Genomic DNA, 26615 nt, shown 5'->3' with positions numbered 1-26615 from the left:
TGGCGGGCGGGCGGAGGAGCCCTGGGGGTGATGTGGAAGCGTTCGCCCGTGGACATCTTCCGGGCATGCACCTCTGGATCGCCATCGTCGCGGGATTGAGCCTTGGACAGTCGCAGGACGTGGAGCCCCTGCCCCCGGAGGATCCGTCCGTGAGGGACCCGGCCGCCGCAGCCCTCCAGGATGCCTACGAACAGGCCGCGGATGACGCCGACGGTGCTCGCCCTCCGCAGGGCTACGCCCATACACCGACGGATCTGGCACAGGGAGGCTATACCCTCACGCCGCTGCTGCCCGATGGCAGCGTGCCCATCGATTCCGGACAGGTCGCCACGCAGCAGTCGCAGACCTATGTGCCTCCGCCCGTTCCCACGGTCTTCGAAGCGCAGCCGTCGGACAATGCGTCGTCCGACCAGGAGACCGCGCCCCAGGAAGCGCCGTCGGGGACGGGGGGCGCGGGTGCGGCCGGCACCTCGTCGACCGGCGGGGGAACCACCGCGGGGCAGCCCCAGACGGGCGCGGGCGCGGCTCCTACTTCCCAGCCCACGAACACCGATGCGCCAGGCTTCGGGGGGACCGAGGACACGGGCGCGACCTCCACGAGCCCTGCGTCCAATGCCCCGGTGGGGGGGACGACGGGAGGCACGCCGCTGGATTCGTCGCAGGTGACGGTGCAGGAGCCCACGACCGGAAGTCTGGCCGCGCCGGAAACCGCGACCGGCGGCTCTGGTGCGTCCGGAACGACGGGCACCGGGACATCGACTCATTCTTCACTTGCGCCCGCGACGGGCACGTCCGTACCGGATCAATCGGGCGGCACGCCCATGACGGCCCCGGGCCCGTCGACGACAGGCACGTCCGTACCGGATCAATCCGGAAACACGTCCACGACAGCCCCAGTCGAATCAACGCAGGCCGCGACCGGCACGACGGCTCCAGCCCAGTCGGCTCAGGCCATGACCGGTACGACGGCTCCAGTCCAGTCAACGCAAGCCGCGACCGGCACGGCGGCTCCAGCCCAGTCGGCACAGGCCGCGACAAGCACACCGGCCGGGACCGCCATCGCGGCGAATGCCAACACGGCCCAGTCGAACGAGGAACTCACGCGCCTCCGTGCGCGCATCGCCGAACTCGAGCAGGAGGTGCAGGAACGCGACGCCGTGGCCACCGAGCGCACGCAGGCTGTGCAGTCCCAGGTGGATGTGCATGAACAGCGCGCCTACGAGGCCGAGCGGTTCCGACAGCAGCGGCTGGCGCGGATCCAGTCCGCGGGTCAGTGGATGCTCGCGGCGGATCAGGCGCTGGAGCAGGGCGAACTCTCCGTGGACAACGCCCTGAACATCGCCGACGAGGACTTCTCCGTCGTGGGTCAGACGGCTTCGACCGACGGGCAAGGCATGGTCGTCGTCTACACCCAACGGGCCCGCGCGCAGATCGCCCTCGCCCGGGATGCCGCCGGGCGCCGGGACGTGTACGCCGCGCGCATCGCCCTTCAGACGGCCGGCGACGAGCTTCGCCTGATGCGCGCCGCGACCCTGGACCGGCCGGGTTCGTCCAACGCCCTGCTCAATCGTTGAGGCGCGGGGTGACCTGCGCCGGCACCGCCGACGGCTTCGCGATGAGGTATCCCTGCACGAAGTCCACGCCGTGCCTGCGCACCCAGGAGAGTTCTTCGGGCGTCTCGATGCCCTCCGCCACCGTCTGGATTCCCAGTTGGCAGGCGATCTCCAGCAGCTTCTGCACGATGGACGCCTTGTAGGGATCCGCGTGGACGCCGCGCACCAGCTCCATGTCCAGCTTCATGTACTCCGGACGCAGCTGGTGGAGCAGGTTCAGGGACGAGTAGCCCGCCCCCAAATCGTCCAACGCCACCTTGAAGCCCGCCTTCCGGTAGAAGTCGACGATGGAGCGCAGGTGTTCGGCGTTCGCGGCCCGGTCGGATTCGATGATCTCGAAGACGACGTGCTCCGGCGGAATGCCCGCCTCGCGGATGGCCGCCACCGTGGAGCGCAGGCAGAAGGCCGGATCGTAGATGGCCGTGGGCGTGAAGTTGATGAACAGGTGCGTGCGCAGTTGGTGCCGCACCGCCTCGCGGATGGCGGTGGTGCGCGCGGCCAGGTCCAGTTGGAACAGCAGGTCCGCTTCCCGGGCCGTGTCCAACATCCGCGCCGGTGACACCAGCGAACCGTCCCGGTCGCGCCCGCGCATCAGCGCCTCGTGCGCGAACACGAAGGACGTGTCCTGCGCATGGACGATGGGCTGGAAGAACGAGGTGAGCCGCGACTCCGCCAGCATGTCCACCAGCCACCCTGACTGCTGGAGCATGGTGAAGCGCTGCAGCGAGTCCACGCGCGGGAAGTCCGCCATCCCCGGCTCCGTGTCCCCCGGAACGAAGAGGGCTCGCGTGCCCCGGACCTCCTCCGCCGTCAGCACGTTGGGCAGCAGCGTGGACAGCCGCCCCAGGTCCCCCTGCCCCATCCCCACCACGACGCAGTGCGCATCGGTGCGAAGCTGGTAGGGCCCACCCGCCTCGCGCAGGTGCGCCACCAGCTTGCCCAGGCTGTGGCCCAGCGGGGGCCACAGGAAGAGCCGCCCCGGTCCATCGGGCGGCTCAGGCAGGGTCTGGCAACGACCACATCCGTTCACCTGGGTCATGATGCGGCCTTGGCGTCACGGGGTGTGGCGGAAGATAAGCAGCCCGCGCGTCGTGTCCCACCCATACACCAGCCCGTCCGCCACGTGAACGCCCTGGAGGCCCTCGAAGTAGGTCAACCCACGGCGCGTGTCGGTGTCGCTCCAGGTGTTGAAGTACCCAGAGGGCTTGAGCGTCCCCAGCGTGGACACGTCGTACGCGCGCAGGCCGTCCTGGTAGTTGGCCATGTAGAGCGTGGTTCCCGACAACGCCAGGCCTCCCAGGGAAGCCTCCTTGCGCAGCGCCAGCTCGTCGCGCTGCACGATGGCCTCCGGGGTGGTGGCGTCCAGGGTCAGGACCGAGGAGCCCCACGCATCCGAGCCCGCGTACACGGCGGGGGCGGTGCCCAGCTTGCCCACGGCCAGGGCGCTGGTGGAGAACCCGGCGTAGCGGCCCAGCAGCTTGGGCGCCTTCGTCGTCGCCACGTTGGTGACGTCCGTCACCGAGACGCCGTAGCTCCAGTTGCTCACGTACAGGCGGTTTTCCAGCACCGTCAGCGCGTAGGGGAACTCGCCCGCGGTGGCGCTCGTGCCCTCCACCGCGTAGCGCACCACCAGCACCGGCGCGAGCGGCTGGGTGACATCCAGGATGATGACGTCCGAGCGGGGCGTGGGCGACGCCACGTAGAGCAGGTTGCCATCCTTCGCCAGCGCGTCCACCCGCGTCGGCGTCGCCGCCTCCGAGAGGAACTGCTTGGTGCAATTCGGGACCGCGGGGTCGACGGTCAGGTCGCACAGACGCAGGCCCCTGTCGTAGGTGCCCACGAAGAGCGTCGAGCCGGACACGAGGGCGGTGGTGAACACCTCCGTCCCGAACTTCTGCTTGGACGCAAGCGTCGGGTGCGCGGGGTCCTTCACGTCGTAGACGACCAGGCCTTCCTCGCGCGCCGTCACGTACGCATAGCCGCCCGCCACCACCACGCCCGTGGGCCGGCCTCCAGGAAGGGCGATCTCGCTCAGCAGTTCCACGCGGTCGGCTTCCGCTTCGCCTTCACGCCGCACCACGCGCTTCGCGGTGAACGTGCCCTGGCGCGTCTTCGTCCCGTTGACACAGACGCGCACCACGCCCAGCACCTCGCCCGGACCCGAGGCCTTGCAGCCGGCGAACGCGTAGCGCATCGCACCGCCATCCGAGCCCGTCACGTCGCTGGCCAGGAAGAAGGTGTCCCCGGTGATCTGCTTCGTCGTCATCGGCAGGCCGATGAGCAGCGGATCCCCGGGGTCGAAGCGGAGGGTGGACGGACCGATGTAACCGTCCTCGAACGCGATGTTGGTGTTCCAGATGCCTTCGGGTTGGACCGCGGCCAGGGTCGAGCGGTCACAACCGGGCAGGTCGATGGCTTCAACCTGACACTCGGCTTTGTTGTCGGAATCATCGGAATTGCCGCATCCGACGGCGAGGAACACGGTGGCGGCCACGAGGGGGAGGCGGTTCATTCCCTCCTCCATACCGGGCGATGCCGACCGGAGCCAAGTCCCCTCCCGCGCGCAGAGGGTGAACACCCCGGACGTCCACCGTCACGCAAAGAAACAAATGAACCGCTTGTGCGTTTCCGATGGGAGAGCGAGCCTCCCACCGGGCCCCTGATACGCCTGTCTCCTCGCCTTACGAGGTGCTTTTTGAACCCCCGTCCGCACGTGGTCGCCGTGCTGCTGGCCCTGCTCCTTCCGGAGCTCGTGCTCGCCCAGGTCTTCGTCGTCCCCCGTCGCGCGGGGAAGACGCCCGTGAACAGCTACGAGTTCGAGTGGCGGCACATCGACATCCTCGTGGGCCCTGGCGCGACCGGTGTCGCTCCCCCCCCGGGGAAGACCGCGCATGATCAGCCCCCCGGAACGCAGGGCGGCGCGATTCCCCAGGCGCCCACCGTGTCGCCGCAGACGGGCGACACGCTGTCACCCCCGGGCGGCCCGGAGGTCACCCCTTCTGGACAGGTGACGTCGGCGCCCCCGGGCCCGGGCAACACCCTGACGGCGGGCGTCGCGCCCGACGGGGGAGCGGCGGACGCGGGCAGCGGGCCACCGACCGTCGTCGGGCTGGAGGACGGCGGCATCCCGCCCCCTGGCGTGGTGGCGCTGGCGGACGGCGGCACGGCGGGTCATGCGGGCGCGGTCGCGGGCATGGTCGGCGACGATGGAGGAACCACGTTCTCCGGCTCCCCGCTGATGCTGGGCGGCTCGGACGGCGGCTTCAAATACACCTACGCGAAGGACCTGGGCGCCAAGACGGGTGGCGTGCGCTTCTACTTCTACGAGCGCGAGCGGGCGGTGGCCGAGCGCGCCGCCCCCATCGTCGAGGAGGCGTACCGGTACCTGGTGGACCAGTTCAAGTACGTCCCCACGGAGACGTTCCCGTACATCCTCTACAGCAGCTACGCGGAGTTCCTCCAGACGAACGTGTTCGCGGTCTCCGAGGGCACGCTGGGCGTCACCAGCACCGAGGACCTGAAGCTGTCGCTGCCGTACCTGGGCGACCACCACCTGTTCGATGAGATCAGCACCCACGAACTGGCGCACCAGTTCACCATCCAGAAGGTGCGCACCGTGGCGGAGCAGGCCAAGGTGTTCGGGGATCCACTGGGCGGCTATCCGCTGTGGTTCATCGAAGGTCTGGCCGAGTTCTACGCCAAGCGCGGGTTGGATCCCGAGGCGGAGATGATGGTGCGGGACCTGCTGGTCAACCCGGACCTGATGAGGGGCTACGCGTTCCTCGACTTCTTCTCCCCCGGGCCGTACGGCTACCTGTGGATCTACAAGGTCGGTCAGGCGCGCGTGGCCTTCCTGGAGGAGGAGTACGGCGCGGGCATCATCCAGCGCCTGCTGGAGGAGGCGCCCCGGCTGGTGGGCGGCTCGCGCGATGCGCCGTCGCTCAAGTTCGAGGAGCTGCTGGAGCGGCTCACGGGGGATGACCCCAAGCGCATCTCCGCACGCTTCGAGAACTGGCTCAAGCGCCGCTCGTTCAAGACGTACCTGGACTCCGCGCAGACGGCGCCCTCGCTGGACTCGCTGGGCGAGACGCCCGGAATCGTCACCGCGATGACCAGCGGTCCGGACGGCAACGTGCTGGCCCTGCGCACCATCGTGCCGGAGACGGGCGAAAGCCGGCTGTACCTCATCGATCCGCGCTCTCCGGAGAAGAACGTCAAGGTGGCGGGCGACGGCGTGCCGGGCGTGGAGTCGCTGCACCCGGTGTCCGGCCGCAACTTCGCGCTGACCAAGGACAAGCTCGCGTTCGTGGCGGAGCGCACCGGCCGCGACGTGCTGTACGTGCAGGACTACGTGCACCTGCAGGAGCGCAAATCCACGGACGTGCTGGTGAGGCGCTCCGCCGTCCGCACCGGCATCGGGCGGGAGGTGGGCCTCACGGTGAAGCTGGAGGTGGGTGACCGGCGCGAGTACCGCATCGACAGGCAGGGGGTGCTGGCCATCTATTCGCCGGCGTTCTCCCCGGACGGGCGCTTCCTTGCGTTCATCGGCATCAACGATTCGGGCCTGCGCGACGTGTACGTCATCGACCTGTCGCAGGGGCCGGACGCGAAGCCCAAGCAGTTGACCAACGACGTGTTCGCCGAGCGGCAGCTCACCTGGGGCCCGTCCGGCATCATCTACACGTCCGACGCCACGTCCCACCGCAAGTACAACCTCTTCCGCGTGAAGCCGGACGCGCCCGTGGGGCAGGCCGAGCGCCTCACCACCGAGGAGCGCGACCAGGCGGATCCGATCGCGCTCGCCGACGGGCGCGTGTTCTTCGTGGCCTTCAACCAGAGCAGTTCGGACCTCCATGAGCTGCTGTCGGATGGCCGCATCGTGCGGCGCACTGACCTGACGACGGGCGTCTTCGAACCGGGCCCCGGCCCCGACGGCGGCCTGTGGATGCTCTTCCACATGTCCGGTGAGCGGAAGCCGTCGCTCCTGCGTCCGCCGCGCATGCTGTCGCTGGAGGACCCCAAGGCGCCCCAGGCGGATCCGCCCTCCCCCATGGCCATCCGGCCGCTCACCGACGCGCTGGCCTACCGGCCCTTCACGCGTGAGAACATCGAACTGGGGCCCATCTTCGGCTTCGCGGGCGCGGGCGGCGGCGGCTTCGTGGGCCAGGTGTTCGCGTCCGCGTCAGACCGGTTGCGCGACCACCAGATGGTCCTGTCGCTGGCGGTGTATGGCTCGTTCGAGCTGACGGACGGCCTGCTGCTCTACATCAACGACGAGAAGCGCACGACGTGGGGCGGCGGCATCTTCCAGTCGCTGCGCTTCCGCATCGACAAGACGTTCGACGACCTGCCGCCGGAGCAGCGGCCGTTCTTCATCTCGTCAGAGCGCTACTTCGGCGCGTTGGGCAGCCTGCGCTACCCGCTCAGCACCTTCTTCTACGTGCAGGGCGACCTGAGCGTCGGCGGCACGAAGTACTTCCTGGACGACTACAACGAGTTCTACCTGGCGTTCCCGGAGCGCAACGAGTCGAACATGGAGCTGCTGTCCGCGTGGCGCGCCGACAACCAACACATCCGCTTCCAGACGGAGCTGAGCGGCCGCATCGGCTACGACAGCCTCAAGTACCACTACGCGACGGGACCGCTCGCGGGCAGCTCCATCCTGTTGGAGGCCACCGCTGGCTTGCAGCCCTTCGACGGGCAGGCGTACGGCAACATGCGGTTGGACATGGAGCGGTACTTCCCCATCTACGGCCGCAGCAACATCTTCATCCGCCTGGGCGCGGGCAGCACGGTGGGCGGCCGGTACGCGCGCTCCTACTACCTGTCCAGCTTCGACACCCTGCGCGGCGTGAACTTCGGCGACGAGGAGTGGCTGCTGGGCCAGCACTTCGTCTACTCCACGCTGGAGGCGCAGCTGCCCCTCAACGACATCATCCGGGTGGCCTTCCTGAGCGACCTGGAGGCCATCGCGGCCATCGACGCGGGCGGCGTGGGTGATGGGACGCACGACCTCTGGGACCACCGCGTCCTCAACGCGGTCGTGGGCTTCAACCTGTCGCTGGGGCCCCTCCTCCTACGGCTGCACTTCGCGCGGCCGTTCGACATCAAGGCCGCCGCCGGCAAGCCCGACGAGGGCTGGGTGACGAACTTCTCCATCGGCGTCGCCGGCCTCAACGGCTTCTTCGACCAGAAGGACACCGGCAAGAAGGCGGTCGCCACCGCGCCCAGCTTCTCGCTGATGCCGTCGTTGGGCAGCGGCTACACCACGCCCCTGGTGCACTGACGTTCAGGCACCGCGGTCGTGGTTCGCAACAGCGCGCCTCAGGACTGCGCGGCGACGAGGGCGGCGTTGGCGCGAGCCAGCGGCCCCCCGTCGTTGGGGATGCGTTCGAAGTCTCCGCGCAGGGCCTTGATGGCGAACTTCTCCAGGTCAATCTCCCTGCGGGTGCGCACGCCCAGCGTGCGCACCAGCGCGGACAGCGGCCCGAAGCCGGTGAGGCCCTGCTGAAGCAGCAGGGCCAGCGTCACGCCGCTGAGCACGCGCCAGCCATGGAGGCCGCGACGGCCCCCCAGGAGCAGCCCCGCCAACGCGAGCGCGGAGCCCCCCACGGCCACGGCGCGGTGCATCTCCCATTCGCGCTCCAGCTTGTCGAGGTACTGGCTCATCTCCGCGCGGTCCGCTCGCTCGGCCATGCAGCGGACACACGACTCCACGTGCGCGTCGATGCGACGGTTCACCGTGGATGGCGTATGGGTCCGCGCGGCATCGGACGAGGTCTGGTTCCAGGACTCCATCATCACTCCCCTGACGGGTTCGCGGACGGGCTCGGGCCGTCCTCCAGCCTGCTCCTGGAAAGCTAGGGCTGCCCCAGGCGTTCGTGCACAGCGCTCCGTCCGGCGGCCTTCGCCCGGCTGCCCGGCCCGACCTTCGGACACGGGACGCCTGCTCCGCTGCTTTGGGATACCGGGCAGGCAGCCGTGAAATGAAGGTCTCACGCGGTCCGCCATGCGGTGCCCTCAGGCGCACGAGCCTCACCGGGTGAGAAGGGATTTTCCCCATCCGTGGCGGTCCGGTGGACTTGAAGAGGCCACTTGCCAACCCCGCAGGGCGTGTAGGGGACCATCCGACGCGTCCCTTGGGAGGCACACGCCTTGCTCCTGGACAGGTCAATGATGCGCTCAAGGCTCCTGCTCAGTCTCTCGATGTTGCTGGCCGCGTGCGGTGGTGCCGGTTCGTCGAATCCCGATGTTCCTCCCGCCGTGACGGATCCCGGCATCACGGATCCCGGCACGACCGATCCCCAGGGCCCGGTGGATCCACCGCCCGTGGATCCACCTCCCGTGGACCCTCCTCCGACAGAACCGCCTCCGGTGGATCCACCGCCCGTGGATCCGCCACCGGTTCCGGAGGTGGAGCGGCCCTTCACGCTGCCGAAGGTGCAGGTGGCGATGGCGGAGTACGCGCTGGTCATCCCCGCGGAGGCGATGGCGAAGTTCCAGGCCGACCCGTGGACGGAGGAGCAGGACGCGACGTTCCAGGCCAACGGCAAGACGCTGCCCGTGAAGGTGCGGCTGCGCGGCGCATCCGCGCGCTTCTTCGACAAGAAGAGCTGGAACGTCAGCTTCGCGGACAAGGACAAGTTCGAGGGGCGTACGTCGCTCAACCTCATCGCTGAGTACGCCGACGCGTCGATGCTGGCGGAGAAGATCGCCTACGACCTGCTGACGGCGATGCGGGTGCCCGCGTCCACGGCGAAGTTCGTGCGGCTGTCCGTGAATGGCCAGTACGAGGGCGTGTTCCTGGAGGTGGAGCAGGTCAACAAGGCCTTCCTCAAGGCGCATGAGCTGCCGGACGACGATGCGTCCATCTATCGCGCGGGATGGAAGGACACGGAGTTCAAGACGTGGAAGGTGCCCTACCAGGGCGACTGGGTGAAGAAGACGAACGAGAAGGAGCCCAACGACGCGCTGTGGAAGGTGCTGGACGTCATCAACCACACGCCGGAGCCGGAGTTCGTCACCACGCTGGAGAAGAACCTGGAGGTGGAGTCCTACGTGCGCTCCATGGTGTTGGACGCGCTGATGTCCAACAACTACGTGGAGGATTCGGAGAGCTACTTCCTGAACGACAAGATCACCGGGCGCTGGCGCTACGTGCCCTGGGACCTGAACAACGCGGACGCGCGCTGGTGGTACACGAACACCGTCCAGGACATGTCCGCGACGACGAAGAACATGAAGCACCCGCTGTTCAACTTCACGCTGCTGGATGGCTGGGTGGAGAAGATGTACCAGGAGCGCAAGTTGGAGACGGCCAGCTACCCGGGCTACCTGCCGGTGTTCTCCAACCTGGGCACGCGCGTGGTGATGAACCCCGTGCTGCGCGCCCGGCTGGAGGCTCGGCTGGACAAGGCGCTGGAGGAGCTCTTCACCCCGGAGGTGATGAACCCATACATCGACCAGCTCCACGCGCTGGTGGATCCGTCCATGAAGACCGACCCGTACATGGACTACGCGCGCTTCACCGCGGGCAAGGCGTACATGAAGCGCTTCGTGCAGGTGCGGCGCGAATTCGTGAAGGCGGAGGTGAAGCGGCTGGCGGCGCAGAAGTCCACGCTGGTGCTGGGGGCCTTCGACCCCCGCGCGGGCTGGGTGGAGGTGACCAACCGGGGCACGCAGGCCGTGTCGCTCCAGGGCATGACGCTGACGACAAACCTGCGGGTGAGCCTGGCGGCCAGTGACCATGCGCCCACGCAGGTGGCGCCGCCCACGGGCGTGGTGCTGGGCAGCATCACGGTGGCGCCGGGTCAGGCGGTGCGGCTGGATGCCGCCGCGCTGGGCATCACCTTCCCCGCCAAGGGCGAAGTGGGCCTGTTCGACGGCAAGTCGGTGGTGGGCATGAAGGACCTGCTCTTCTACGGCGAGCTGCCCTCGGGCAGGCACTACGCCCGCGGCGAGAAGGGTTGGGAGGCGCGCTGAGTCGTCGCGCGGACAGCGGGCCGTGGGTCCGCTGTCCGCCGGGCATCAACCGCTGAGCAGGGCACGTGCGGGGCGGGGTGGAACGGGTTAGCACCCGGACCATGCCCGCCTCTCGCGCTCTGGATGACCTGCTGCCTCGCCGTGGTGGTCCCCTGCCCCGCGTGGCAGTCATCGGCGCGGGCGTGTCGGGGCTGACGCTCGCCCGGGTGCTGACGGGAGCGGGCTTTCCCGTGCGCGTGCTGGACAAGGGACGTGGACCGGGCGGGCGGCTGGCCACGCGGCGCGGTGCGGATGGCGGCACGTTCGACCATGGGGCGCAGTACTTCACGGCGAGGGATCCGCTCTTCGTGGCGCTGGTGGAGGCGTGGGTGGCGCAAGGGGTCGCGGCGGAGTGGCAGGGCCGCATCGGGACGCTGGAGCGCGGGGCGGTGGCGCCTTCGGCGAAGGAGTCCGTGCGGTACGTGGGCGTGCCGGGGATGAACTCGGTGGCGAAGGTGCTCGCGGAGGGGTTGGACCTCCGGAGCGGGGTCCGGGTGGAGCGGGTGTCGCGGGACGGAAAGGCGTGGCGGCTGACGTCGGACTCGGGCGAGGACCTGGGACTGGCGGAGGTGGTCGTGGCCGCGGTTCCCGCTCCGCAGGCCGTGCCTCTCCTGGCGGGGGCTCCCGCGCTGGCGGATCAGGCGAAGGGGGCTCGGCTGTCGCCGTGCTGGGCGGTGATGGCCCGGTTCGAGGAGCCCGTAGCGTTGGCGCTCGATGGGGCGTTCGTGAAGGACTCGCCGTTGTCGTGGGTGGCGCGCGAGGCGAGCAAACCGGGGCGGGCTTCGGGGGAGCGGTGGGTATTGCACGGGTCGCCGGAGTACAGCGCCGCGCACCTGGAGGAGACGCCGGAGGAGGTGGCTCCGAAGCTCTTGGAGGCGTTCGCTCAAGCCCTGGGCACGGGCGTGCGCGCGGTGGAGGCGGTAGCCCACCGTTGGCGCTTCGCGATGCCCTCCCCTCCCCTGGACACGCCAGCCCTGTACGACGCGGAGGCAGGGCTGGGCGCTTGCGGCGACTGGTGCGCGGGGCCGCGCGTGGAGGGTGCGTTCCTCAGTGGCGTGGCGCTGGCCCGTCGGGTGGTCGAAGGCGTTCGCGGTCCTTGAGCCAGTGCTATTCGCGCTCGCGAACCACCAGCGTGCGGCGGGCGGTGAGGCCCCGGTCGTCGGTGACGAGGATGTCGTGCGTGCCCACCGAGGGCCGCCACCAGAGGCGCTCGGCGGCGCGCGCGGTGCCCAGGAAGGCGCCGTCCACGAACCAGGTCAGCTCCCGGTCCTGCGCGGCCTCCGCCTCCAGCGGGACCTCCTGCTCCCTCGCGGACATGCCGGGGATGAGCAGCGCCACCTGTCCCTCCGGGGGCGAGAGGATGATGGGCGTGTCGCGCTCCCCTCCCGCGACACAACCGGGCGCGAGCGGGGGCGGCTCCGGCAACTGGCGCTGCTGCTCCGCGAGCCATCGGCGCAGGCTGGACGGCCACGTCAGGTACACGCGCGACTCCGTCTGGCGCCCCGCGCGGCAGCTCGGCGTCACCGCCAGGCCCGACTCCACATCCACCTCCACCCGGTGGTGATACGGACACGGCGTCGTCGGCACCGCCGTGCGCACCGCGTCCACCGTCTTGCGCTGCGTGCATGCGTCCGTCGGCAGGTGCCCCGAATAAGCGCACACCTCCACGCGCACCAAGTCCTTCGGCGGCGCGACGTCCTCCTCCTGCAACAGCGCGCCGCGCGGCCCCACGCCCTCCAGGATATCGAACAACAGCGGGGCCGCGTTCTCCGCGCCCACCAGGTGGACGCTGGACGCGTGGTTGAAGTTGCCCAGCCACACCACCGCCGTGTGCTTCGGCCCCGAACCCGCCGCCCACGCATCCCGGTTGCCGAAGCTCGTGCCCGTCTTCCAGTGCACCCGCGCGGGCAGGCCCGTCAGCCGTCGGCGCTCCGGAAAGTCCGGCCGGTCGCGCAGCGACAACGCCTGCCGCGTCAGCCACGCCGCTCCCGGTGACACCAGCGCGCGGGCCTTCTTCGCGGGCCCCAGCTCCTCCGCCAGCACCCGCAGCGGCCGGGCCTGTCCATCCCCCGCCAGCGAGAGGTAGATGCCCGCGAGTTCCAGGGGCGTGAGCTCCAGCCCGCCCACCGCCGCGGACAGGCCGTAGTGCCCCGGGTGCGGATCCAGGCTGGTGACGCCCGCCTGTCGCAGCGAGCCCAGGAAGCCCTCCACGCCCAGCCGCTCCAGGAGCTTCACGAACGGCAGGTTGAGTGACTGCGACAGCGCGGACTCCATGCGCACAAGCCCCTGGAAGCGCCCGTCGAAGTTGCGCGGCGCATACCCGCCGTACGCCGCCGGGATGTCCGTCACCAGCGTCTCCGGCCCCACCAGGCCCTGATCAATCCCCAGCGCGTACAGCAGCGGCTTGAGCGCCGAGCCCGGAGAGCGCGGCGTGGCGAAGCCGATGATCTGCCCGCCGTTCTTCCCGTCGAAGAAGTCGAAGTTGCCCACCAGCGCGCGCAATTCGCCGGAGTCGCGGTCCGCCACCACCACCGCGCCGTTGTGGATGCCCTGCCGCTCCAGCCGCCGGGCCGCGTCGCCCAGCGTGCGCTCCACCAGGCGCTGCGTGCCCGCGTCCAGCGTCGTGCTCAGCCACGCCACGTCCGGCCGGCGCGCCTTCAGCCACACCGCCGCGTGCGGTGCCTCCCGGGGGAACGGCTTCAACACGTCCGGCACCTGCGTCGCGCGCACCTCCTCCAGCACCACGTCGGAGGCCACCCCCTCCACGCCCAGGCCCCCCGACTCCAACAACCGCCTCGCGATGTCGTCCCGGGCCGAGCGCAACCGGGCCGTGTTCTCCGGCGACGGAAACCGCCGGTTCGGGTTCTGCGGCACCGCCAGCAACGTGGAGATCTCCGCCGGACTCAGGTGCTGCGCGGTGTGCCCGAAGTACGCGAGCGCCGCCGCCTCCACTCCCTCCACGTTGCGGCCGTACGGCACGAACTGGAGATACGCCTCCAGCACCTCCTGCTTCGACAACCGCACCTCCAGTTGCGCGGCGCGGAACGACTCCACGACCTTGGAGGTGAACGTGCGCGGCCGTGGCTCCAGCACGCGCACCAACTGCATCGTCAGCGTGGAAGCGCCCGACACCCGCCGCCCCCGGCTCAAGTTGAGGCCGACGGCGCGCAGGGCCGCGAGCGGATCCACGCCCGGGTGCTGGAAGAACCGCTTGTCCTCCAGCGCCAGCAGGGCGCGGACATAGGCCCGGTCGATGCGGTCCTTCGGCGCGGGAATGCGCCACCGCTCGTCCGGGGCGAGGAAGACGTACGCGGGCGAGCCATCCCGGTACGCCATCACCACCGAGGGGGGCGCCGCCAACCGCTCCGGCAACGGCACCCACCAGGCCGCCGCGAGGCCCGTGCACAGCAGCACGAGCCCCGCCAGCAGCCCCCCCACCCACTTCCTTTTGCTCAGATGCAGGCGACGCATGGGGGCCTAGAGCAGGTCGTCCTTCCAGGGGCCCACCACCTGCACCGTGCCCGCCGATTCGCGGGCCCAGGTCTCGGAGTCGTACATCGCCTCGGCCTCCGCGGACGGCAGCGTGAAGGAGCCCGCCGTCACCGCGCGCACCGCGTAGACGACCTTCTTCGTCTCACGGGCCTGCAGCGCGCCGAACACCTCCATGCGGTCGTCGCGCACGTTCACGTAGTCCGGGGCCCACTGCTCCTCAGCGGACACCCAGTCCACGCTGCCACCCCGGCCCAGGCGGGCATTTTCAATCTCCCAGCCCGCCGGCAACCGGTCCACCAGCGCGATGTTCTGGATGCGCTCGCCGGTGGTGTTGGTGACCTCCAGTTGCACGTAGATGAGGTCCGCCAACTTCACCGGCGTCGACTTCAGGTCCAGCGCGGTGCCATCCAGCGAGTGCCAGGTGCGCTTGAGCGTCAGCCCCTGGCCACCCACCTTCACCTCCGGCGTGGTGCGCACGCCCTCGCTGTTGACGATGAGGTAGACGGAGCCCGTCCCCTTGTCCTTCATCTCCACCGACAAGCCGGTCCGCTCGCTGGCGCGCGCCAGCGACCACGTGCGGTCCGACACGCGCGCGTCCTTCTCCGGGCTGGCCGCCACGGCCTTTCCACCGGCCATCAGCGTGGGCGCCGTGAAGCTGGTCGCCGTGCCCTGCAGCCGCTTGCCCAGGCCGGTGATGCCCCACACCAGCTCCTGCGTGGAGTAGTACGCCGACGAGCGCGTCTGGAGCGCCGTCGCCACCATGCGCGCCAGCGGTTCGCCTTCCGGCGCGTCGCCGAAGAGGTCCTGGAAGGTGCTCAGCAGCATGCCGCGCCGACGCCGGTCGGAATAGAACGACCAGTTGTTCTTGCGCTCGTCGGTGACGGGCGACAGGTCCGGACCGCGCAGATCCTTCTCGTAGCGACGGTCGCCGGAGAGCCACAGCGCGGCCTTGAGCATGTACTGGTCCTCCAGCTCTTCACCCGTGAGCGGCTTCTTCTTCGCGCCCGTCTCCAGCGCGGTCACCAGCGCCTGCACGCGCGCCTTGCGTCCCTTGCCCGCGGCCGCGAGCACGTAGTGCATGTACGGCTCCGCGTGCCCGTAGTGGTCGTCCCGGCTGAGCTTGCCCTCGTTCTGGGTCAGCTCGTTGCCCAGCCACGTGAGCGCGCTCTCCAGTCGGTCCTCCGGCACCGGGTACTTCAGCTTGCGCGCGTCCAGGAGCATGTGCGTCGCGTAGGCCGTGCCCCAACCCACGGGCTCCTGGGAACCCGGCCAGTAGGCGAAGCCGCCCGAAGACGTCTGCATCGACAGCACCCGGTTGATACCCGACTGCACCATGTCCTCCACCTTCGCCGTGGAGACGAGCGTGGGGTCCACCCGTTCCACCAGTTGGCTCACGTACAGGAGCGGCCGGGTGGAGGACGTCGTCTGCTCGATGCAGCCGTACGGGTAGCGCACCAGGTACGAGAGGTGCTGGAGCGACTTCGCGTAGGGATTGTTCGTCACCCACACCGTGGTGCGCTCGGTGGTGGGCACCCAGCCCTGGAGCAGCGGCCCCAGGTCCGTCGTCCCCTGCGCCAGTTCCACCTGCTGAATCCTGCGCTCGCGCGGACCGGCCGGGGACAGCGGCACGTCCAGTTGTTCGCGTGACGTGTAGCCACCGCCCTCCACCGTCACGATGAGCCGCGCCGCGCCCACGGACTGCACCGCGCGGCCCTGGAACACGAAGGTGCGCGACTTGCCATCCTCCAGCCGGGCCCGGCCCTCGTTCTTGCCGCTCAGCTTCAGCGGCGAGCCCACGTCCGCGGGCATCGCCATCCCCGGCACCGCCAGGGCTTCGGCCGCCAGCGTCACCTTCACGTCCTGCGCCTTGCCGGACAGGTTGGTGACGAAGACGGGAATCTGGATGTCGTCGTTCTGGGTGAGGAAGCGAGGCAGCGTCGTCTGGAGCACCAGCGGGTCGCGCACCAGCACCTGCGCGCTGGCCCGGCCGATGCGCTTGTTGCCCGCCGTCACCACCATCACCCGCACCGCGCCCCGGTACTGCGGCAACTTGAAGGGCACGCGGAGCTTGCCGGAGGCCGGCACCTCCACCACGCCGCTCCACAGCGCCACCGGCTTGACGGGCTGCACGCGGCCCGCGGCCCCGCCCTCGTCACCACCCGTGGAGCTGGAGTTGCCTCCGGGCGGCACGAGCAGCGCCCAGCCCACCGTTTCGAAGGTCTGGATGCCCAGCGCGCGCCGGGTGAAGATCTCCTTGAGCGGATCCGGACTCTGGAAGCGCGTGAGGGACAGGATGCCCTCGTCCACCACCGCCACGGTGGCGAAGGTGGGGCCTTCCACGCCCTCCAGCGCCAGGTCCACGGTGAGGGTGTCGTTGGAGCGGACCTCCTTGGGCACCGTCAGCGTGACGGCCTGGGTGAAGTCCACCGGCTCCAGCGAGATGCTACCCACGCCGAAGGCGCGGTCGGGCATGAAGGCCTTGGCGGACTCCAGGTGCGGATCCTTCACGAGGAACGCGCTCACGTAGACGTTGGGCGCGTACTCCGTCGGCGTGAAGCTCCAGGACACCTCGCCGGGCTCCGCCTGCTTCCACGTCGTGAAGAGCACGCGGTCGGTCTCCACCGTGAAGAGGACGCGGCCCCGGTAGGGCGCCTTGACCTTCACCGTGAGGGCCTCGCCCACCTTGCCCTTCGCGGGCAGCGACAGCTCCAGCGCGGTGGGCTTCATCGGACGCGGCGTCTGATCCACGCGCGAGCCCTCGCCCCACCAGTAGTAGCGGCCGTCACCCTCCAGCGCCAAATCCGACTGGGTGGCACCCGCGCGAGCACGCACGAGGTAGCCCGCGCCGTCGCGGCCCGGTGTCACGGTGGCGGTGAAACGGCCGCCCTCCACCTTCGCCGTCAACTGGCCGTCGCGCTGGGGACGCAGGTAGCGCTGGTAGCGCTCGTAGCCAGATTCCTCGTCGTAGTAGTAGCCGTAGTTCTCCTCCAGCAACTGGTACTCCAGCTCCACCGTCTTCGGCCCCTTGCCGTCGGCGACGAGCTGACCGTTCCAGTCCACCACCACGCCCGACACCGTGAAGGGCGTGGACGCCTTCACCTTCTGCGTGTTGGCCTGGAGGCCCAGGTAGTACGCCTCCGGGTGCACCGGCACGTTCGCCTCGCCGATGGTGGCGCGGCCGCTGCCGGACTCGAAGACGCTGGCCACGGCGGACAGCCGCGACGCGCCCTTGACGGGCCCCGACGCCGCCTGCGCCGGGCACTTGAGCAGCGCCTGTCCCTTCGCATCCAGCGTGCCCTTCACCTGGCCCAGCGTGACGGGCCGGGGCTCGTTGCCGTCCTGGCGCCAGATTCCGTAGGTGTACTGCCCGTTCTGCTTGGGCTTGAAGGGCGCGGACTCCAGCCGGCACGTCATCTCGACCGGGCTGCCCTCCGCCGAACCGCCGAAGAGGTACGCGGCCTCCACGGCCACGGGGATCTCCGCGCCCTGCTTGTAGCCAGGGGCCTCCGTGGCCGCGGTCACCTTCATGCGCTCCGGGACGAACTCCTCCACGCTCAGGCCGTAGGAGGCCACCTCGCGGTCGGCGATCTTCAGGCGCACCGAATAGCGGCCCGTGTCCTGGAAGGCCGCGAACGTCTGATCCAACGACACCAGGCCCGCCGCGTTCGTCTTCAGCGTCTCCTTGCGGATTTCACGCTCGCGCGGGTCGATGACGCGCACCTCCACCGGCATGCCCACGGGCGGCGCCAGGTTGTCCTGGCCGCGCAGCACCGCGGCCACATGCGCGGTGTCACCGGGGCGGTACACACCGCGGTCCGACCAGAGCGAAGCGCGGTAGGGCTGCTCGGCGCGGTACGGCTCGCCCTGCACGTCCGAGTTGGCGATCTCCGTCTTCAGCTCGTCGTACTTGAGGTACGTCAGCTCGTCACCCTTCCGGGCCACGAGCGCGAACGGCACGCTGTCATCCGCGTCCGGCGCGGGCACCTTGAGCTGGCAGCCGGAGTCCCCCTGCGTGGTGCAGCGGGCCACCGTCTGCCCGCTCTTCTTCACCAGCGACACCTCCACGCCGGACAAGGGTTCGGTGCTCTCCAGGCCCAGCGCCCAGACCCAGACCTCGCCGGAGTCCTTGGAGCCCGGCGCGGGCCCGCCCTTCTTGGCGACGAGGCTCAGGTCGGTGAGCAGGATGCGGGACGCGGCGCGGTAGTCGCCGCGCTCGGCGGTGATCTCCACGAGGCCGCGCGTGGTGGACGGCACCAGCGAGGCCACGTCCACGTAGGTGGTGAGCAGCGAGTCCGGCGTCGACTTGAGCGGCACGTCCTTGCGCAAGAGCACGTTGCTGGTCCGCTCGCTCGCCTTCTCGTCGGAGTCATCGCTCATCCAGTAGACGAGGTTCTCCGGCGGCACGTTGCGCACCGTGAGCGTCACCTCCTCCAGGTTGAGGTGCTGCAAGGGCAGGTTCTTCCACGCGCTGCGCGGCAGGTAGCGACCGCTGGTGGAGAAGCGCACCTGGGGAGCGCGCGCAGGCACGGAGTAGCCGCGCGAGAAGGCGCCCAGGAAGGTGCCGCCACCTACCGTGGGCGTGCCCTCCGCGATGGAGAGCGTGTGCGGGCCGCGCTTGAAGTCACCGAAGATGCGGAAGCCACGGCGCGACGGCGCGACGGTGAACTTCACCTTGGGCTTGAAGCGGAGGGCCTCCGCGGCCACGGCGTCGCTCAGCGTGCAGCCCCGGTTGTCGTCGTCGTAGTAGTAGGAATCCCACCGCTCATCGACAGGGCTGGGGGACGCGTCCGCCTCCACGTCGCGGCAGCTCACCTCGAAGAAGTAGCCGTTGGCGCCCTCCTCCAGGCTGACGTAGGTGATGTCCGTGCGCTTGCCGCCGGCCAGAGGGAAGCTGGCGTTGGCCGCCGGAGCGCGCGTGTCGGGCGCTCCCGCCTGCGCCAGCCCGTCGCGCAGCGCGAACTGCACGATGGCCGCGGCCCGCAGCTTCGGGTGGGTGAGCGTCACGGCCAGCGAGTTGCGCGTGTCCGCGCGGGTGGTCCACTTCACGTCCGTGATGCCAGCGTCCCCGACGCGGAAGCTCGACCGGGAGCGCACGGCGGCCAGGTCCACGGGGCCGGAGAAGGTGACGCTCAGCTCCACGACTCCCTTGGTCAGGTCCATCCGCGTGGGCACCACCTGGACGAACTTGAAGGCGTAGGTGGTGAAGTTGTAGCGCCACGCCCGCTCCGACGGCGGCTTCACGACGCCCGCATCGGTGCCCACCGAGTCCACGGACACGGTGTACGTCGCGCCGGCCGTGAAGCCGGAGGCCGCCGGGGTGAAGCGCAGCGACGACGGCCCGGTCCACGACAGGCTGCCGGCCACGGGGGGCGAAATCGTCAGCACGCTGCCCAGGACGGACTCACTGCCCGGGCGCACGGGGCGGGAGAACTCGACGACGATGCCTTCGGGGAGGCTGTTCTCGCTGGCCAGCTCGTGGATGACCGGCGTCAGCGTCTCCGTCCGCATCAGGGCGGCGACCGGAGGGGTGCCCGGCTTCGTGGCATCCGCCGTCCCAGGGGAGGTGGAGGGGGTGGCGGCGGGCGGCGGTGACGCGGGTTCCTGCTTGCAACTGGCGAGCAGGGAGCCCACCAGGAACGCCGACAGCAGCCAGCGGGCACGGGGTGCGCGCGGGGGCCTGGGCGGGACAGCGGACTGCGGGGACATGTTTTCCTCCGGGGGTGGCGGCGGGACCGATTTCATTCCGCGTGCCGCGCGTGGGGCACCTCGGAGGCGCACGGAAAGTGCGGCCCGGCGACCACGTGCCGGCGCTCCCCCGTGCGCGTCCGCGGGCCCACAGGGTGTCCAGGCAGCCACACTCGCGTGGTGTCCGGACGCGCTCGGGACGCGGGATTTCGGCGCGCAGACTGGAGGCGGAGGGGCGTGGCGGTCAACTGGGGGACCCCGGGAGTCGGCCGGAGCGCTAGGGTTGCCAGCCCATGGTGCTGCCCGTCCGATTCGTCCTCATGCGCCCGCGCAACGCGGAGAACCTGGGCGCCGCCGCCCGCGCCCTGAAGAACTGCGGCCTGTCCGACTGGGCCTGGGTGACGCCGGAGGTCGAGGACCTGGGGCCGGCGCACCGGCTCGCCGTGCACGCGGAGGACGTGCTGGGTGGGGTGAAGCGGCCGGACACGCTGGAGGCCGCCGTGTCCGACTGCGTCTGGGTGGTGGGGACAAGCTCGCGCAAGGTGGAGGGCAAACGTCGCCTGTCCCCTCGCGCCGTCGGAGAAGAGCTGGTGGCCCGGGCGGCGCAGGGCCCGGTGGCGCTCGTCTTCGGGGATGAGCGAAGCGGGCTCACCAACGCGGAGGTGGAGCGCTGCCACGACCTGTCCGCGGTGCCCACCGCGCCGGAGCAGCCCTCCATCAACCTGGCGCAGGCGGTGCTGCTCTACGCCTACGAGGTGCGGATGGCCGCGCTCGCCGAAAGCGCGCCGCCCCCCGGGCCCCTGCCGCTGGCCGCCACCGACGCGGAGCTGGCGCGGGTGGAGGCGACGCTGGAGACGCTCCTGACCACCGGGGGCTTCCTGGTGGATGAGCAGCCCGGGCGCACGGCGGTGAGGGACCTGTTCGCGCCCCTGCGACGCTCCCGGCTCACGCGCAACGAAGCCCGGCTGTGGCTGGCCGCGCTGCACACCGTGCGAAAGCACTTCCCGCCCCCCAGGGACGGGGGCTGAGCAGGCAGGGGGACGTCCTGGCCCTTCGGGCAGGACCCCGGAGCGTCGCTACCTTTCACGAAAGTGCCGAACCCCTCGCAGGGAGGAGCGCCACGTGAACCACATGCCTTACGAATCGATGATCATGGGAGGCACCGAGCCCGGCCCCGGCCAGCTGGCCCCGCCCCATGAGGACCGCCCGGAGGAGCCCGGCCGCACGCCCCAGACGGCGGAGGACGGCGAATTCGAGGACGAACCCCACCGCATGGCCAACGGTGACGAGCCCGGCCGCACGCCCGGTTCCGCCGAGGGAGACGATCCGGATGAAGAGGTCCGGAAGTAACCCCAACGCACCGCCGCCCCGCGCGGCTACAGTGCCGCGCCCATGCCTCGCAAGCCCGAACGGCCGCCGAAGTCCCCTCCCCGCCCCAACCGCTGGGAGGGCAAGGAGAAGCCGGACTGGCTGTCCCGGGCACTCGCTCGCGCCGGCGCCATGCCCCAGAAGGACGCGGAGGCCGCCATCAAGGCGGGCCGGGTGAGCATCAACGGCCACGTGGTGAAGACGCACCTGACGCCCGTGCCACCCGACGCCGTCCTCAAGGTGGACGGCCTGCCGGTGCGCAAGGTGGCGCCCACGCACGTGCTCGCCTTCCACAAGCCCGCGGGCGTGCTGTCCTCCACCGCGCGCCAGCACCGCACCGGCACCGTGTTCGAGGTGCTGCTGCCCCAACTGCCCACGGAGCTCGCGAGCTTCACGTGGCACGCAGTGGGCCGGCTGGACGTGGACACCACGGGCCTGCTGCTCTTCACCAACGACGACAAGCTGGTCGCCCACGCCACGTCACCGGAGACGAACCTGCCCAAGCGCTACGTGGCCACGGTGTTCAGCATCGCGGACGAGGAGCGCGTGGCGCCGCTTCGCCAGGGGATGATGCTGGATGACGGCCCCGCCCGCCCCGCCCTTGTGCGCGTGCGCGACGAGAAGACGGTGGAGGTGACGCTGACGGAAGGCCGCCACCATCAGGTGAAGCGGATGCTGGGCGCCGTGGGCCTGCCCGCACGCGCGCTCCACCGGGAGGCGGTGGGCGACATCGTCCTGGGCGACCTGCCCGAGGGCGGCTTCCGGCTGCTCACCGAAGCGGAGGTTCGCGACAAGCTGCACTACACCGGCCGCGCGACCGCGACCGCCGCCCCCGAGACCGAGGACGCCTGACGGGTCTCCAGGGTTGGGCTCCAGCGGTGCTTGGGAAACAGGCGCCCGGCGGGTGACTTCCCGGTTAGCGCAGCCCGCCGGAAGGGATAGGGTGCGGCCCATGGCGGACTTCGACCTGGTGGTCATCGGCTCTGGACCGGCCGGAGAGTGGGGCGCGATCCAAGCCTCGCTTTCGGGCAAGCGGGTGGCGGTGGTGGAGCGCGAGCCGGTGCTCGGCGGCACCGCGGCCAACACCGGCACCCTTCCCTCCAAGACGCTGCGCGAGACGGCGCTGCACCTGTCCGGCTTCAAGGCGCGCGGCCTCTACAGCGTGGACGCCACCCTGCGCCACGAGGCCACCGTCTCCGACTTCCTCTTCCGCGAGCGCCGCGTGAAGCAGATGGAGCGCGAGCGCATCCACAAGAACCTCCAGCGCCACGGCGTGACGGTGTTCCAGGGCAAGGGCTCCTTCCTGGACGCGAACACCGTGCAGGTCACCCACGATGGCGCCGTGGTGGCGACGCTCGCCGCCCCCACCGTCCTCATCGCCACCGGCTCGTCGCCCTACCGCCCGCCGCTGTACCCCTTCGGCGATCCGCGCGTGCATGACTCGGATGAAATCCTGGACATCACCACCCTGCCCCGCACGCTGGTGGTGGTGGGCGGAGGCGTCATCGGCTGCGAGTACGCGTGCATGTTCGCCGCGCTCGGCATCCCGGTGACGCTGGTGGAGGTGAAGAACGAGCTGCTGTCCTTCCTGGACGCCGAAATCGGCCAACTGCTGCGCGACTGCATGGAGACGCTGGGCGTGCGGCTGCGCCTGGGCCAGGTGGTGGAGTCCGCGCACGTCCCGGAGTCCCACGAGGAGCCCATCCGCCTGAAGCTGTCCACGGGCGAGGTGCTGGAGGCGGACCAGGTGCTGGTGGCCTCCGGCCGCACGTCCAACACCGCGGGCCTGGGCATCGAGGCGCTGGGCGTGAAGCAGGGCAAGCGCGGGCAGATTGAAGTCGGGCTCGCGTACCAGACGGCCGTGCCAAACATCTACGCGGTGGGAGACGTCATCGGCTTCCCGGCCCTGGCCTCCACGTCCATGGAGCAGGCCCGCATCGCGATGGAGCACGCCTTCGGGCCGGGCAAGCGCACGCTGACGCCCATCCTCCCCTACGGCATCTACACCATCCCGGAAGTCTCCATGGCCGGCGACACCGAGGAGTCCCTGCGCGCGCGCAGCATCCCGTACGTCGTGGGCCGAGCCACCTTCGACAACAACCCGCGCGGGCAGATCATCGGGGAGCGGCAGGGCCTCTTGAAGCTGCTCTTCCACCGCGACGACATGAAGCTGTTGGGCGTGCACGTGCTGGGAGAGCAGGCCTCGGAGCTGGTGCACGTGGGGCTCACCGCGCTGCTCACCGGCTCCACCGCGCAGCTCTTCGTGGAGACCTGCTTCAACTACCCGACGCTGTCGGAGGCCTACAAGGCCGCCACCTACGACGCGTTGGATCAGGTGCGCGTCAGCAGCGCCTGATCCAACGGAGCCCGCTTCAGCGCGAGTCCTTGAGGCTTCCCACCGTGAAGCCCGCCTCGCGCCGGGCCACCCGGTTCACGTCATCCGACGACACGCGCGCCATCACGGGCGCGGCCGAGGGCTGCCGGGACGCCTCGCGGGGCTGGATGGAGGGCGCACCCCGGCCCGAGGCCCCCTGGAGGAGCGAGCGGATCCGCTCCCAGCGGAGCTTCTCCTCCACCATGAGCTGCACCAGCTCCTCGCGGGCGGAGGCGTCCGGCAGGTCCGACGCCGCCGACGCCACCTTGTCCATGAAGGGCAGCAGGTAACCGAAGTCCCGGTCGAAATTGAGGGGGTTCGCCATGGGGGCACCTTATCCGTGGTAGACGCGCGACGCGACGATGAGCCCGTCCCGAACGTCCAACACCTCCGCCACCGGCAGGGGCGCTTCATTCGGGGCGTGCCGCAGGTACTCCATGAACACCCGGTCCCCGTCGGCGGTGAGGGCCGTCTCCTCGTACCGCAGGCCTGGCAGCCGGGCGATGGCGTCCTTCCACCACCGCTCCAGGGCCGGCCGGCCCACCAGGCGCCCTCCCGTCTCCGGGTGGAGGACGCGAATCTTGGGCGAGGTGTGCGTTGCATCCTCGGCGTACAGCGCCACCAGGGCCGTCACGTCGTGGGCGTTGAAGGCGCGCAGCCAGGCGCGGGCCAGGGAGAAGTTTTCGCTCGCGTTCATTGTTATGAAGCCTCAGCTGTATGCAGATGGCGGAACGTAGGCGGATGTACGCCCCGCATCGTGCGGATTTGTCTGGTAACTGAGACCTGTGGGAAGTAAGGGCCCCGCCTGCTCTGTTCCCTCAGGCAATTTTTTCAAGAGAAGAAGGACCGGATCGTGGCCACCAGCGCAACCATCGAGAAGATTCGTAACATCGGTATCTCTGCCCACATCGACTCGGGCAAGACGACGCTCTCCGAGCGCATCCTGTTCTATACGGGCAAGATCCACGAGATCCACGAGGTCCGCGGCAAGGACGGCGTGGGCGCGATCATGGACTCGATGGACCTGGAGCGTGAGAAGGGCATCACCATCCAGTCCGCCGCCACGTTCGCGCTGTGGGGCGACTACAACATCAACCTCATCGACACGCCGGGACACGTGGACTTCACCATCGAGGTGGAGCGCGCGCTCCGCGTCCTCGACGGTGCCATCCTGGTGCTCTGCTCGGTGTCGGGCGTGCAGTCGCAGTCCATCACGGTGGACCGCCAGATGAAGCGCTACAAGGTTCCGCGCATCGCGTTCATCAACAAGATGGACCGCGCTGGCGCGAACTACGACCGCGTGGCCCTGCAGCTGAAGGAGAAGCTGGGCCACCACGCGGTGCGCCTCCAGTACCCCATCGGCGCGGAGGACCGCTTCCAGGGCCTCATCGACCTGCTGTCGATGAAGGCGTACTACTTCGACGGCGAGAACGGCGAGAACATCCGTGAGGAGGCCATCCCCGCGGACATGAAGGACGAGGCCGAGCTGCGCCGCGCGGAGATGATCGAAGGCATCGCCAACGTGGACGACACGCTGGGCGAGGTGTTCCTCACCGACCCGGACAACATCAGCGAGAAGCAGCTGCGTGAGGCCGTGCGCCGCGCGACCATCGCGCTGAAGATGACGCCGGTCATGTGCGGCTCCGCGTACAAGAACAAGGGCGTGCAGCTGCTGCTCGACGCGGTGTGCAGCTACCTGCCGAGCCCCAAGGAAGCGTCCAACGAGGCGCTCGACCAGAAGAACAACGAGGCCAAGGTCATCCTGGAGTCGGATCCGGAGAAGCCCTTCGTCGGTCTCGCGTTCAAGCTGGAGGACGGCCGGTACGGGCAGCTCACGTACATGCGCATCTACCAGGGCCGCGTCACCAAGGGCGACTTCATCGTCAACCAGGTGAACCAGAAGAAGGTCAAGGTGCCGCGCATCGTGCGCATGCACTCCAGCCAGATGAACGACGTCAACGAGGCCACCGCGGGCGACATCGTCGCGCTGTTCGGCATCGAGTGCGCGTCCGGCGACACGTTCACCGACGGCAGCGTGAGCTACACGATGACGTCCATGTTCGTTCCGGATGCCGTCATCTCGCTGGCCGTGGAGCCGAAGGACCGCACCAAGTCGACCAACTTCTCCAAGGCGCTCAACCGCTTCAACAAGGAAGACCCCACCTTCCGCGTGTCGCGCGACGAAGAGTCCGGGCAGACCATCATCCGCGGCATGGGTGAGCTCCACCTGGAAATCTACATCGAGCGCATGAAGCGCGAGTACGACTGCGAAGTGAAGGCCGGCAAGCCGCAGGTGGCGTACCGCGAGACCATCAGCCAGAAGGGCGAGTTCGCCTACACGCACAAGAAGCAGACCGGTGGTTCCGGTCAGTTCGCGCGCGTGTGCGGCTACGTGGAGCCCCTGCCCTCGGACGCCGTGCAGCAGTACGAGTTCGTGGACGACATCGTCGGTGGCTCCATCCCGCGCGAGTTCATCCCCGCGTGCGACAAGGGCTTCGCCGAGGCCGTGAAGAAGGGCAGCCTCATCGGCTTCCCCGTGGTGGGCCTGCGCGTGGTCATCAACGACGGCGCCTTCCACGCGGTCGACTCGTCTGAAAACGCGTTCAAGACGGCCGCCATCATGGGCTTCCGCGAGGGCTACGCCTCCGCGAAGCCCATCATCCTGGAGCCCGTCATGAAGGTGGAAGTCAGCGCGCCGGAGGAGTTCCAGGGCTCCGTCGTCGGTCAGCTGAACCAGCGCCGTGGCACCATCCTCAACACGGAGACGGCCGAGGGCTACCTCACGGCCGTGGCCGAGGTGCCGCTGAACACGATGTTCGGCTACTCCACCGACCTGCGCTCCGCGACCCAGGGCAAGGGCGAGTTCACGATGGAGTTCGCCCGGTACTCGCAGGTGCCGAAGAACGAGGCCGAAGCCCTGATGACGACGTACCGCGAGAAGCAGGCCGCGGACCAGGCCGCCCGCAAGTAGTCCGGGCTTCCCAGACGCCGCTCTGGCAGTAGGAAGGGCGCTCCCTCACTCAAGTGGGGGGCGCCCTTTCGCTTTCCTCCCCTTCTCTTTC

Annotated in this window: 16 protein-coding genes; 9 read left to right on the top strand and 7 right to left on the bottom strand. The window is 69.7% G+C overall.

All coding sequences use genetic code 11. From position 1 onward, the window contains the following. Window positions 1-65 precede the first annotated feature (65 nt). Window positions 66-1574, top strand: coding sequence for a hypothetical protein (locus OV208_RS27800; RefSeq protein ID WP_267576946.1), 1509 nt, complete (start codon window positions 66-68; stop codon window positions 1572-1574). On the opposite strand, the gene OV208_RS27795 is transcribed toward OV208_RS27800, so the two are convergent. Both OV208_RS27795 and OV208_RS27790 read right to left on the bottom strand, forming a co-directional pair. After that, window positions 1564-2652, bottom strand: coding sequence for an EAL domain-containing protein (locus OV208_RS27795; protein ID WP_267576945.1), 1089 nt, complete (start codon window positions 2650-2652; stop codon window positions 1564-1566). The two genes, OV208_RS27800 and OV208_RS27795, sit on opposite strands and share 11 nt — an antisense overlap. 15 nt (window positions 2653-2667) lie before the next feature. Further along, entirely contained in the window at window positions 2668-4125 is a 1458-nt protein-coding gene (locus OV208_RS27790; protein WP_267576944.1) for an LVIVD repeat-containing protein, read from the bottom strand. Between the two features lie 183 nt (window positions 4126-4308). Here OV208_RS27790 and OV208_RS27785 point away from each other — a divergent pair, with 183 nt between their 5' ends. Next, window positions 4309-7899 carry a tolB protein precursor protein gene (locus OV208_RS27785; RefSeq protein ID WP_267576943.1) on the top strand — a complete coding sequence of 1197 codons (3591 nt, stop codon included), beginning with the start codon at window positions 4309-4311 and terminating at the stop codon, window positions 7897-7899. 38 nt (window positions 7900-7937) lie between these two features. Here the strand turns inward: OV208_RS27785 and OV208_RS27780 are convergent, their stop codons facing one another. Continuing rightward, a complete protein-coding gene (locus OV208_RS27780; protein ID WP_267577422.1) occupies window positions 7938-8411 on the bottom strand; it encodes a hypothetical protein in 474 nt (157 codons plus the stop codon). Between the two features lie 375 nt (window positions 8412-8786). On the opposite strand from OV208_RS27780, the gene OV208_RS27775 reads away from it, so the two are divergent. After that, window positions 8787-10595: a CotH kinase family protein gene (locus OV208_RS27775; protein WP_267576942.1), complete on the top strand. Its 1809-nt coding sequence runs from the start codon at window positions 8787-8789 to the stop codon at window positions 10593-10595. 101 nt (window positions 10596-10696) lie between these two features. Beyond that, entirely contained in the window at window positions 10697-11734 is a 1038-nt protein-coding gene (locus OV208_RS27770; protein WP_267576941.1) for an NAD(P)/FAD-dependent oxidoreductase, read from the top strand. 7 nt (window positions 11735-11741) lie between these two features. On the opposite strand, the gene pbpC is transcribed toward OV208_RS27770, so the two are convergent. Next, window positions 11742-14105 (bottom strand): penicillin-binding protein 1C, encoded by a 2364-nt coding sequence (gene pbpC / locus OV208_RS27765; RefSeq protein ID WP_267576940.1) that lies wholly within the window; start codon window positions 14103-14105, stop codon window positions 11742-11744. Window positions 14106-14111: 6 nt separating this feature from the next. Then, window positions 14112-19832, bottom strand: a complete 5721-nt coding sequence (locus tag OV208_RS27760; protein WP_267576939.1) for an Ig-like domain-containing alpha-2-macroglobulin family protein — start codon at window positions 19830-19832, stop codon at window positions 14112-14114. A 272-nt stretch (window positions 19833-20104) separates the two neighbouring features. Here OV208_RS27760 and OV208_RS27755 point away from each other — a divergent pair, with 272 nt between their 5' ends. From OV208_RS27755 to sthA, 4 genes are all read left to right on the top strand, one after another. Beyond that, the gene (locus OV208_RS27755; RefSeq protein ID WP_267576938.1) at window positions 20105-20839 is read left to right on the top strand and encodes an RNA methyltransferase; all 735 of its coding nucleotides are present in this window, start codon (window positions 20105-20107) and stop codon (window positions 20837-20839) included. 103 nt (window positions 20840-20942) lie between these two features. Next, window positions 20943-21161, top strand: coding sequence for a hypothetical protein (locus tag OV208_RS27750; RefSeq protein WP_267577421.1), 219 nt, complete (start codon window positions 20943-20945; stop codon window positions 21159-21161). 42 nt (window positions 21162-21203) lie between these two features. Next, entirely contained in the window at window positions 21204-22031 is an 828-nt protein-coding gene (locus tag OV208_RS27745; RefSeq protein WP_267576937.1) for a pseudouridine synthase, read from the top strand. Window positions 22032-22131: 100 nt separating this feature from the next. Next, a complete protein-coding gene (gene sthA, locus OV208_RS27740) occupies window positions 22132-23535 on the top strand; it encodes a Si-specific NAD(P)(+) transhydrogenase (protein WP_267576936.1) in 1404 nt (467 codons plus the stop codon). Between the two features lie 16 nt (window positions 23536-23551). Here sthA and OV208_RS27735 read toward each other — a convergent pair whose 3' ends face one another. After that, window positions 23552-23878 carry a hypothetical protein gene (locus tag OV208_RS27735; protein WP_267576935.1) on the bottom strand — a complete coding sequence of 109 codons (327 nt, stop codon included), beginning with the start codon at window positions 23876-23878 and terminating at the stop codon, window positions 23552-23554. A gap of 9 nt (window positions 23879-23887) precedes the next feature. Continuing rightward, window positions 23888-24250, bottom strand: coding sequence for a nuclear transport factor 2 family protein (locus OV208_RS27730; RefSeq protein ID WP_267576934.1), 363 nt, complete (start codon window positions 24248-24250; stop codon window positions 23888-23890). Window positions 24251-24406: 156 nt separating this feature from the next. On the opposite strand from OV208_RS27730, the gene fusA reads away from it, so the two are divergent. Continuing rightward, the gene (fusA, locus tag OV208_RS27725) at window positions 24407-26524 is read left to right on the top strand and encodes an elongation factor G (protein WP_267576933.1); all 2118 of its coding nucleotides are present in this window, start codon (window positions 24407-24409) and stop codon (window positions 26522-26524) included. Window positions 26525-26615 lie beyond the last annotated feature (91 nt).

Source organism: Corallococcus sp. bb12-1, assembly GCF_026626765.1.
GTDB lineage: Bacteria > Myxococcota > Myxococcia > Myxococcales > Myxococcaceae > Corallococcus > Corallococcus terminator.
This window is presented reverse-complemented; position numbering and strand designations above follow the sequence as displayed.